The following is a 10,484-nucleotide window of genomic DNA, read 5'->3' as shown; positions in this document are numbered from 1 at the left end:
CAAAATATGATAAGGGAAAATGGAAAAACTATTATATTTTTTATGCGGTTGAAAATCCCTTAAATTTGAAGAGGATACATAATTTGAAAAATAGGTTGATGATTAGAAGCTGATCAATGATATTTTGAGCAAAGAATCCATAAATCACTAAAATTTTTATGTAACTGTTTTTGATTACATGACTAATATTTATGAGTTATCCTTTCTCCTTTCTTTGTAGTATTTTTCTGGAAACTTATGTTAATCGACAACAAGTGCTATGAAATAAAAACAAAAACGTACGTTTTTATTAACTTAAACCTTATAGAATCCCTCAAAAATGAGGAGCATATACCCGATTAATATTAATAGGTTTATAACCTTTAAAAAGAAAAAAAGTAAAGAAATAAGGAAGAGCCCAAAAACCAATGGTATTAACCCTCTCGACCTCATCCAGGAGCGAATGATATGGAGTACGGATATGATCTTAAGGAAAACGATCTATATGTTGGAGAGAACCTGATACACGCCTATAGCCTGGAAGAAAATGAGATCGGTAATTGTACCAATTGCAATTCCATACTTATGAGCCTCAGCTATCATGTATCAGGAGAGAAAACTGTGGTAGTAACAAAATGCATATCTTGCGGGGCTTTTTATGCAAATATTTACGATTCTGAATGGAATTGGGTGGATGAAATCCAGATATCCTTGCTTCCAATTCCGATTCCTATAAGTAATCAGAGGATCGATGACTGGAAAGGGCTGGAGGCGATTCCTCTAAAAAAACTTGAAGCTGTTTTCTCCAGAGGGGAAATCGAAGCGCTTTTTGCCAGGGCAAAAGATGAAACTCCTATCCGTCAGTACCTGTATAGGGCCCGCAAAAAATACAAACTTTTCGAAGAAATATTTGACCTTGAGCTGGCACTATAATTTGGTTGCATTTTATCTCTGTTTTTTCCGATACTTCTTAAATAAAAACTTTAATTTCATGTTTATTAATTGTAACTATATAAAAATACATTGAAATAACCATTTTTATTATATAAAAATTATATTAAGAAAACTATTATTTTTTATAAATTTATTACTAATTAATAAAATTATATTTTATATATATTAATTATAAAATTAAGTTGATAATTTTTAAAAATAAAATTTATATTTTTATTAAATTAATGGATTTTTATCTATGCGACTTCCGAAATATTAGAGAGGTTTATATATGCCTACAGAGACATAGAATTTGATTGATTAATCTCAAGTGCAGTCATAACGTATGTTCTTAAATTTTTTGGTATAGTGCTTGCTATGTTTTTTACTACTTTTTTACTTCATAAGTCCTACACTATCAGGACTAAAAAATATTATATACATATAGGAACATAAAAGTAAGCATCCGTTAATATATAAACTTTCATATATTAATAGTGTAATATATGTGTATATACATGTATATACCTACAAATAAAAACGGAATTAAAAAAGATAGATATACCAGTAAAGTTACAAAAAATAAACTTTTTAGACATACCTTGCCTATTCATGTCATTTATAATTCTGTCTAAACTCTTATCTGGGCAAACAAAACGTCATTCTTGTAATAAGTATAGTACAAATTTATAACTTCTATGCATATATCAAATTCTTTTTTGATTTTTGGTTTTTGAGACATTTTTGCAGGTTTAAGCAGTCTAAAAAACGAATTCATTCCTATACACTATATGCACAACGCTGAAAATTTCTACAGGATATCATTTAGACTCAGATTTTGTGAAGTCGACCATTACATAGACTATAAGAATATTGAGTATTTGACCGACAACCGCACCAGTAAACGCAAAAAGTCATGAAAGAAAAAAGAGAAAGCATTTGATAAATAGTTATCCGCATATACTATAGGAATAATCAACGTTTGTCACGTAAAAAAATAAAAAGTTTATTCTTTTGAAGAAGATTAATTACCAGTTTATTAATTTACAAATATGGCTAAAAAATTTACTTCCTTGTTTAATTTGTGCTATGTGTTTTTAAGGCAATTAGACTTTATTAGCCTACACTATTAGATTAGAAAACTATATTATAAATATATCGGCATAAATATTGACTTTAATGAAAAAAATGGCAAATTTTTAAATTTGAGATATGATTTAGAATTTTTTAACAAAATAGTTTATGAATTGCATATGTTTATTTTATTGAGTAACTAAACTTAATAATCTGTTTTAATATATCTAATACTTAGAGTAATCAATAAAAGAAGCTACATCTGTAATGATTTAAAGCAAATAATTATAAATGTGTAATATAATGTATACTTTAAAATACGGATTAATAGTTTTGTCAATTGTATCTTTCTTTATGTATTTATTATATTGTAAATTTTAATGTATGTTTTTAATAGGTGTGTATCATATAATGACATATGAACTAAAAACGTGCATTTTAAAATATACTTAATAGTATATACATGGAGAAATTACACATATGAATAACTATGGTATAAAACATACATTTAACAATATATTTTAAAGTAAATATTTCATACATAAGCATATGAGTAACTTCTTCAAATCTCATATAGTTAAATATATGTTTCAAAATACATATAATTATCTTATATATTCTTATATATTTAGTAATTTGATAAAAATATATATTTATGAGTTTAATAGAAATTTCTAAGCTAAATACAGTTTTTTTGTAAATATCTTGATAATAAATTAGTTTTAAACTATATACCGATATATTTTAAATATTCTATACCACAAATTAATCGTTAGCTTAACTATTAACATATATATGTCTACATAGAAAACTAAAAACTGAACTGTTTAGTATAGTCTACTTGTTTATGAGTAAATACTACATTTAAAAAGCTAAACAATTATGTAACTATATTTATAAAAATATTCCTCGTTTTATTAGTGTAGACTCTTGAAGATAAATGTCCCGTGAAACGAATATTTTTTCCATAAACTAAAACTTTTCTATTTTTTAAAATATTCCGGACAAAAATTATCAAACTTGACAAATAAATATTAAATATGATCTTATAAAAAACAAACATGATATTCCTTGAATAACATGCACAACTATATGAAAACGCATGCTGATGGCAGCATTTTCATGCTAAAATAAGGCAATATATACAAAAAAGACAAAATTAAACTGGATACGGGATTACATAGTATATCTCAGAAAGCCATTATATTCTATAAGTTATATCTCATTAAAACTGTATTAATAGTAATTAACACTGGAATTATCCAGTTTTAAACAAATACAGGGCTTTTTATGCTTGAAAAAATTGACCTCTCCAAGACGATAGAAGTTGGCGAATACAAAAAAAATTACAAAGTACTTAAAGCCAAACTTGGCGAACTCTAGCGGAAAGCCTGGGAATTAAAAATACCTGTTATTCTTGTTTTTGAGGGCTGGCACATATCCGGCATGGACGAAGATATTAATCGTTTTATTCTTTCACTGGATCCCAGAGGATACAATTTCCACACCTTGACCAGGCCCTGCTATGAAGAACTCCTTAAGCCCTTCATTGCACGCTTCTGGACCAGGATTCCTGTGAGAGGAAAGAGTGCAATCTTTGACAGGAGCTGGTACAGCAGGGCGATAATAGAATGTCTGGGGGAAGAAGTATATGAAGAAAAACTGAAAAAATACCTGGAAGAAATAAACTATTTTGAGCGGCAGCTCGCCGATGATAAATATCTTATAATAAAAATTTTCCTTCATATAAGTGAAAAAGAGCATAAAGAACGTTTTAAAAGCCTTAAAAAATACGATATTCCGATATTTGATGAGTATGAGGATGAAGAAAAACAAGATCTTGATTTTATCCATAAATACAATGAGTATCTACCGTTTATCGAGAAGATCCTGGAGAAAACCGATATGCCTTATGCTCCCTGGACAATAGTGGAAGCTAATGACAGGGATTTTGCAACTTTAAAGATTATGATGACGGTCATCCATGAGATTGAAGCTTCTATTGAACAGGCAACTAGAATTCCGGCTGAACAGACTCTTAAGTATCTGGATATTGAGATCTCAGAAGTTTCTCAGTTTAACAATTCCATTCTGGAAAAGATTGACCTTTCCAAAAAGATGGATGCTGGTGAATATAAAAAATCAAAAAAAGTATATCAGCAAAAACTTGCAGACCTCCAGTATGAACTTTTTGAGAAAAAACTCCCTCTGATAGTGGTCTTTGAAGGCTGGGACGCTGCCGGCAAAGGAGGAAATATCTACCGCCTTGTAGAAAATCTAAATCCCAGGCTCTACAGAGTAGTTCCTGTGGGCTCGCCGAATGACATAGAGAAGGCTCATCATTACCTCTGGCGTTTCTGCGAAGCAATCCCTAAAGCAGGTCATATAACAATTTTTGACCGGAGCTGGTACGGCCGCGTCCTGGTAGAAAGAGTTGAAGGCTTTTGCAGTGAGGAAGAGTGGAAAAGAGCTTACAGGGAGATCAATGAATTTGAAGAAGTCCTTACACAGGCCGGAGCAATTGTAGTCAAGTTCTGGCTTCACATTGACAAAGAGACTCAACTGGAACGCTTTAACAGCCGGCAACTTGACCCTGAAAAAAAATGGAAAATTACAGCCGAAGACTGGCGGAACCGGGACAAATGGAAGGATTATGAAATCGCTGCAAACGAGATGCTCCGGAAAACAAGTACACTAAATGCCCAGTGGGTTATTGTAGAATCAAACGATAAACGATACTCAAGAATCAAAGTACTGAAAAGTACTACTGAAGTCCTTGAAAGAAATTTGAAAAACTAATATTCATTCAACAAATATTTATTAATAAAGTATGTTTTATTTTGTTCTAAAATAGTTTGTTTTAAGGTTTTGTTCTTTTTTCATCTTAATTTAAACTCAAAAAGATTCTCCAAAACTCTCATATATATTTTAAATAACGCATACTTAAGTAGAATTTTATTTCGTATCACTTACTAAAACTAAGCCCACTAAATGATCTACCATGATTTCCTTTACTTATGTAGCTTTTGACAAGCGAGTTTCTAATCCGACTTTTTTCTTGACGCATAGAGTCAACACGTTCGGATTTATTGCCTGTTCAATATATATCTAGTTGAGGTTTGAAGCTTATCGATTTTTCAGTTCTACCGCGTAAGTCCTATCAATACACAATTATTTTAGTTGGAAACTTATTTATAAGTTTAAAATAGTATAATCATATACTTATATAAAATAATATTACAGTGAGGTTTTTATATGACAAAAAAATCTACGATGAGTGACAGTCCAAAAGCCGGTACGCCCGGTGGAAAAACACAGGCAAAAGCTTCAGCCGATAAATCGTCAAAGAAGGATGTAAAGCCGTCCAAAACAGGAAAAAAAGAAAAGTAATTAACATAAACCAGCAGCTCATCAGGCAGTAGTTTATTATTTCAGTCGACACCCGGAAAATTGGATCACAGTAAAATTTTAAAATCCATAACATCTTATAAAAACATAGGGATTCTGGCATGTAACAGACATAAATAAGCAGGTAAGCGCTACTGCCTGATTGCCTTAACTTCTTTTTAAATTAAATTCTTAGGCTGCTTATGTGCAGGCAGCACAGGCAGCTTCATAGTATTGATCAGAATTGGACTTTGAATGTCCTTTGCTCTTTCAATCACAAGTTCTTTTCCTTTCTGAGTAAGGGCAAAAAGCGGAATTGCGGCCGCAACCTGGACAAGAGGATCTGCAAGTTCCCTGATATGTCTGGAAGCACAGCTAATCACGATATCTGAACTTTTAAGAATATCCTGAGCTTCTTCTCTACTTAAGCCCGTGACATGCACGGCAATTATTATCAGGTCAAGTCCTAGTTCGGGTTCGAGCTTCCTAAGGCTTTTTGCAGTTTTTGGGTCAGCCACAGTTACTGCAATTTTTCGGTAGCCGAGTTCGGCAGCTTTCCTTACCCCACCTACAGGATTAATGGCTGCATTTGATGGCTCAAGTACAGTTCCTCCACGCTCTTCAATTCCTTTAATAACAGCATCTATTGGCTCGGTTTCAATCAGACCTGACATCCTGCCTCCGATTCCTTGAACTAGTGCCGGATTGTCCGATATAACAGTCCCTGCACCATCGCAGGCGGTTACGGTTGTTTCTAAAAAGCCGTTATTGAGGCCACTCATCATTATTTCTGAAGCGCCAAAGGCAACAACGGTTGTTTCAAACTCGAGCTTACGCTTTTCCGTAAACATACCTAACTCGGTAATACGGGATTCCATATTTTTCCGGATTTCGTCCTGAGTCATCTTCTGGACTCCCCGCAGCTTGACAAAAAGTGGGCACCATTCTACTTCAGGGGCTCCGACTTCCACAACCTTACCGTCTTTTACGACTACTCTGGCTTTACCCATCATTTCCATTATGTGAGGCATTTGAAACACACCTTCCGGAATCGAAGAAATAATATCACTTGAAATAGTGTCACTTGATATTCTGATTCTTGCCTTAACTACTCTAACTTTACTACGTGCTACCCTCTTACAAACTATCTGATTTACTGTTGACTTGACATCATAAAAACATTACTGATTTTTTGCTTAGGCTGAAACTATAAATCTGTCAATGAAATCGAGCGTAAGAGATATAGATAACGATAAAAAACAGAGAGTAAAAGAAGAAAGAAAAGAGAAGTATCAAACAAAAGAGCAGGATTTAAAGTCCTGCTCTTTCAACTATTGTGTCTGCTACTTTTTTTTCATCCCTAAATGGAAAATCTGCTGGAGTAAGTAGCTTGCCTGCTTCTCCTGCAGTGACTGCAAGGTCTCCAGACCTGCATGTTGTGTTTGCACCTGCAGGAAATGCAGCGAGCAATTCTTCAGGGGTATTTATAGGAAATTTTGCACCTTTAAGCCCTGCAATTATCTGTCCGTGAATATCATCTCTTACTGTCATTTTTATTCCTCACGTTTTGATTTTTTTCTCAAACTTATTTTCTTCCTATGTTTCTTATCTCTTCTTTATTTGATATTCTGGTTCTTTGCAGTTTGATTTCCCGGGAGAATTCATTCTACACTCTTTTATTGGCAGGTTATTGATATATATTTAATCGGCATTAAAATGTAGTTAATGCAGTTCACTGTATTACTGCATATGAGTTATCTAACATAACCGGATAATGCTAAAAATGCAAAATTGTGAACTTGAGCGACGCAAAACGAAGGATCAAAAATGCCTGAGTTTAAATAGGCACATCAGTTCGCTTTCCATACACCATGTCCAGTCCACGAAAATATCTGATGTCAAGGAAGGCATTAAGTGAATAATAGGAAGATAAAGCGAGAGTTTTTAGAAAGATAATAACTGAGAATCAGCGAATGGCTAAAGAGAAAGCTAGATAGGGAAGAGCAACAAAGACACTAAACCAGGTCTTGTAACTGGAAACGAAAGCGTGCAAGAAGTAAATCCGTCAATATTAAATAAAAAATAGAAAGGGAGGTTCTCCCTTATTACTTTACGGTCACGGTCTTGCAGATAGACTTACAAGAATTTCCTGAATTGCATACGGTCAAGCAAACTTTATATTTTCCTGCTTTTTTATATGTGTGAGTTGGATTCTTAGAAGTCGATTTGGAGCCATCACCGAAGTTCCAGGACCATTTTGCAGCTCCTGTAGACGCGTCTTTAAAGGTAATTTTCTTACCGGATGCGCTGCATGTAAAATTTGGAACGAGATTTACAGCTTTTATCGTAATGGCTGACTTTTTAGTCTGCTCTACATGACAACTTCCAGTGCCATATGCAGTTACTTTTACGTTATAGGTACCAGGGTTTTTAAGAGTAAGCGAGCAGTTACAGATATGTTTTACCGTACAGTGTGTACAGTAAGATCTGCAGGATGCAACTACCTTTCCATTTTTATCCAATACCTGTACTTGAACACTTGTAACATTGCCTGCCGTATAAGTTGTAAATCCTACTTTGGCTGGTGCTGTTCCGGTTGGATTGTTCACTGTAAACTTCACAATTTTTACGTTGCACGCAGTACTGGTAGATGAAGCGCCTGCGGTGGCTGTACATAACGTCAAAGCCAATAAGGCTAATACAAAGAAAGTTGTTGTTCGTTTCATCAGTTCGTATGAATAGACAACATTCATTATATAATTTTAGAAACGGTCTAAATAAATAGAACTCGGCATAAATAATTTTTAATATGTAACTGTCAGGTAAGCAAGATGTTCATAACTCTACAGACCTGAAGATAACATTAGTTTGGACGAAAATTGCTCTACTACTAACGGCGATTCTGACTACATAACCAAAGATTAGTCATATCCATTATAGCTTAAAAATCACCGATAGAAAAAGAAACCTTTTTCATCCAGTAAATTGGGTGCAGAGTCACCGATTAAGAAAAAGAGAAATGTAAAGGCGCTGGTATCGATTCAATTTGATGCATTGCTTGAGACGATATTACTTCGGTGATGAGAAATAGCCACAGGAGATACTTGAGGGTCATGGTATTTTAAGTCAATAACTGGAAATCTCCTAGACTATGAATAGCTTATGAATAACTCAGTTGATTATTATACATTTTGGACATACCTAAATAAAAGAGTTTTATATATTATATGTTATTTGCCAGTAGCTGCACGGAAAAAGAGTTTGAAGGTGCATGATGTCGATTCCGTCTGAGGTACTCTTCTAAATGTCGCTATATCGAAAATAAGGTACGACCACTATGAGATGTTGGCTAGGCTTGTGGATGCTTTCGGAATCGACATCAGACCTTCCAAAATATGGATAAAACAAGTTTATTATATATTTTTTGGATATATCATATATAAATTAGATGTCTATATATTATATATTAATGAGAAATAAAAATATTTATCTCCGTTAATGTGATAAGACTAGAATAAGTAACAATCATATTCTTATGGTTACAAAATAGGACACTTGAAACACGGAATAAGTGAATTATCCCAACAATCTTGTTGAATAAACAATGTGTTGTAAAAGTTTAAAGATTCTCAATATTTCTTGTGTCAATTGAAAGAAAACGCGATATTTTAAAAGAATTTTATATCATATGGCACAGAATATAAAATCAGACAAACTGTTTATCCTAAGCAAAAAAGACTGTTTTTCCTATATGGGACTTACGCGGTTAAACCGAAAGACAACAGCATGAAATTTTAAACTTTCTTCTCCACAACACTTTATAGAACTGCTCACGCTTCATTTAGTTCTTTTACTGCGTAAGTCCTATCAGGAAAGACTCCAATATATTGAGAGTCTCACTACTTCTATAATACTATGCGGAATTATACAAATGGGTACTTACTGGTTTATAACATCTACAGATTAGTTCATAGTCAGACTTGTTAACAATTGGTAGTCCTGATGGTCTTACCAACCACCACTGAACCAGTCATCATCAGACCAACCATTGTCGGAATCGCCTCCCCAACCGTTGTCAGAATAGCTTCCCTTGCCATTGCCGAACCAGTTATTCTCTACCATGTCTAACAATTTGTTGCCCAGCTTTTCTTGAGCTATCTTTTGGGCTGCTTCTTGAGCTTGTTTTGGATCAACCACATTAGCCGGCTTTTCTTTAGTCTTTTCTTCAGAACCATCTGAAGCACATGCACTTGCTGATGCAGCAGTTACTGCTACTACAAAAAAGACCGCCAGCAAAATAAACACGGTCTTTTTTATTTTGTTAAAATTTTGTTCTATCATACAGATCTTCCCTATTATTTTGCTAGATTATATACAATTTTACTTATATCGGGTCTATAATTCACTATTTATGCGCAAATATATTCGATTTAAGAATCAATAATCCATCTAAGTTTTTAGGAGACTATGTGATTGTTAAATTACATTTGCTTAGTATTCGCCGATAAAAGTGATTTTTTATTGTATTGCTAGTGTATTATTATCAAGTGGATATAATAATTAGAGAAATATAAATTAGAAACCAATATTAAACAAAACTTGATTTATTATATTCTTATATCCAAAAAAATATGCCAAAAAATAATATATTAAATAATTTATTATTAAATGTGTGATTTATTTATTAATATTAATTTTTTAATTATATTTTTCTTATTGATTTTAATTATCATAAGGCTTGTTATTTTTTAATTTTTTGAGATTTTTTAAGGATTACTTAACCTTCAGATGCTATACAGATAATCTGGAATATAGGATAGGACAAATTACGAGTCTTCAGTATAATAATAACAACTTTAGAATTAGATTCATAACTAGCATGTTTTTAGGACACAATTCCATAATCTAGTGATTTCTCTTATTGTTCTTTCCTCAAACCTACAATTTTCTCTGCTAACTACCTCAAAAAGCTGCAATAATCTTGAAAAACAAATTCTTTGGCAAAAATGCCAAAGAATTTGTTTATTCATTAGATATTTTTTTTGAATATTTTATCTAAAATCAATACGCTCCGCTACTTTCTAAAGTGAAACTTTTATCAAAATAGCTTA

The 10,484-nt window shown here is 32.8% G+C and carries 6 protein-coding genes and 1 pseudogene; 3 read left to right on the top strand and 4 right to left on the bottom strand.

From position 1 onward, the window contains the following. Window positions 1-447 precede the first annotated feature (447 nt). The 3 genes and pseudogenes from ASJ81_RS05355 (at window position 448) to ASJ81_RS24145 (ending at window position 5,376) form a co-directional block, all read left to right on the top strand. Window positions 448-912, top strand: a complete 465-nt coding sequence (locus ASJ81_RS05355) for a hypothetical protein (protein WP_095643589.1) — start codon at window positions 448-450, stop codon at window positions 910-912. Window positions 913-3,387: 2,475 nt separating this feature from the next. Next, window positions 3,388-4,785, top strand: a pseudogene (gene pap / locus ASJ81_RS05350) (polyphosphate:AMP phosphotransferase); the annotation flags it as partial. 456 nt (window positions 4,786-5,241) lie between these two features. Then, window positions 5,242-5,376 carry a hypothetical protein gene (locus ASJ81_RS24145; protein WP_275112531.1) on the top strand — a complete coding sequence of 45 codons (135 nt, stop codon included), beginning with the start codon at window positions 5,242-5,244 and terminating at the stop codon, window positions 5,374-5,376. A 176-nt stretch (window positions 5,377-5,552) separates the two neighbouring features. Here the strand turns inward: ASJ81_RS24145 and ASJ81_RS05345 are convergent, their stop codons facing one another. The 4 genes from ASJ81_RS05345 to ASJ81_RS05330 all read right to left on the bottom strand — a co-directional run bounded on the left by ASJ81_RS05345 (window position 5,553) and on the right by ASJ81_RS05330 (window position 9,714). After that, on the bottom strand, window positions 5,553-6,404 hold the full coding sequence (locus tag ASJ81_RS05345) for a methanogenesis marker 8 protein (RefSeq protein WP_095643588.1): 852 nt from the start codon (window positions 6,402-6,404) through the stop codon (window positions 5,553-5,555). Window positions 6,405-6,684: 280 nt separating this feature from the next. Beyond that, window positions 6,685-6,924 carry an MTH865 family protein gene (locus ASJ81_RS05340; RefSeq protein ID WP_095643587.1) on the bottom strand — a complete coding sequence of 80 codons (240 nt, stop codon included), beginning with the start codon at window positions 6,922-6,924 and terminating at the stop codon, window positions 6,685-6,687. Between the two features lie 554 nt (window positions 6,925-7,478). Next, complete coding sequence (locus ASJ81_RS05335; RefSeq protein WP_170943207.1) at window positions 7,479-8,057, bottom strand: PKD domain-containing protein; 579 nt, start codon at window positions 8,055-8,057, stop codon at window positions 7,479-7,481. Window positions 8,058-9,381: 1,324 nt separating this feature from the next. Then, window positions 9,382-9,714, bottom strand: a complete 333-nt coding sequence (locus ASJ81_RS05330; RefSeq protein ID WP_095643585.1) for a hypothetical protein — start codon at window positions 9,712-9,714, stop codon at window positions 9,382-9,384. Window positions 9,715-10,484 lie beyond the last annotated feature (770 nt).

It is taken from the genome of Methanosarcina spelaei, from assembly GCF_002287235.1.
Lineage (GTDB): Archaea > Halobacteriota > Methanosarcinia > Methanosarcinales > Methanosarcinaceae > Methanosarcina > Methanosarcina spelaei.
This window is presented reverse-complemented; position numbering and strand designations above follow the sequence as displayed.

Bases quoted from the DNA above. Each gene is read 5' to 3' on its own strand.
- ASJ81_RS05340 (WP_095643587.1), bottom strand. From the start codon at position 6,924: ATGACAGTAAGAGATGATATTCACGGACAGATAATTGCAGGGCTTAAA.
- ASJ81_RS05345 (WP_095643588.1), bottom strand. From the start codon at position 6,404: ATGCCTCACATAATGGAAATGATGGGTAAAGCCAGAGTAGTCGTAAAA.
- ASJ81_RS05330 (WP_095643585.1), bottom strand. From the start codon at position 9,714: ATGATAGAACAAAATTTTAACAAAATAAAAAAGACCGTGTTTATTTTG.
- ASJ81_RS05355 (WP_095643589.1), top strand. From the start codon at position 448: ATGGAGTACGGATATGATCTTAAGGAAAACGATCTATATGTTGGAGAG.
- ASJ81_RS24145 (WP_275112531.1), top strand. From the start codon at position 5,242: ATGACAAAAAAATCTACGATGAGTGACAGTCCAAAAGCCGGTACGCCC.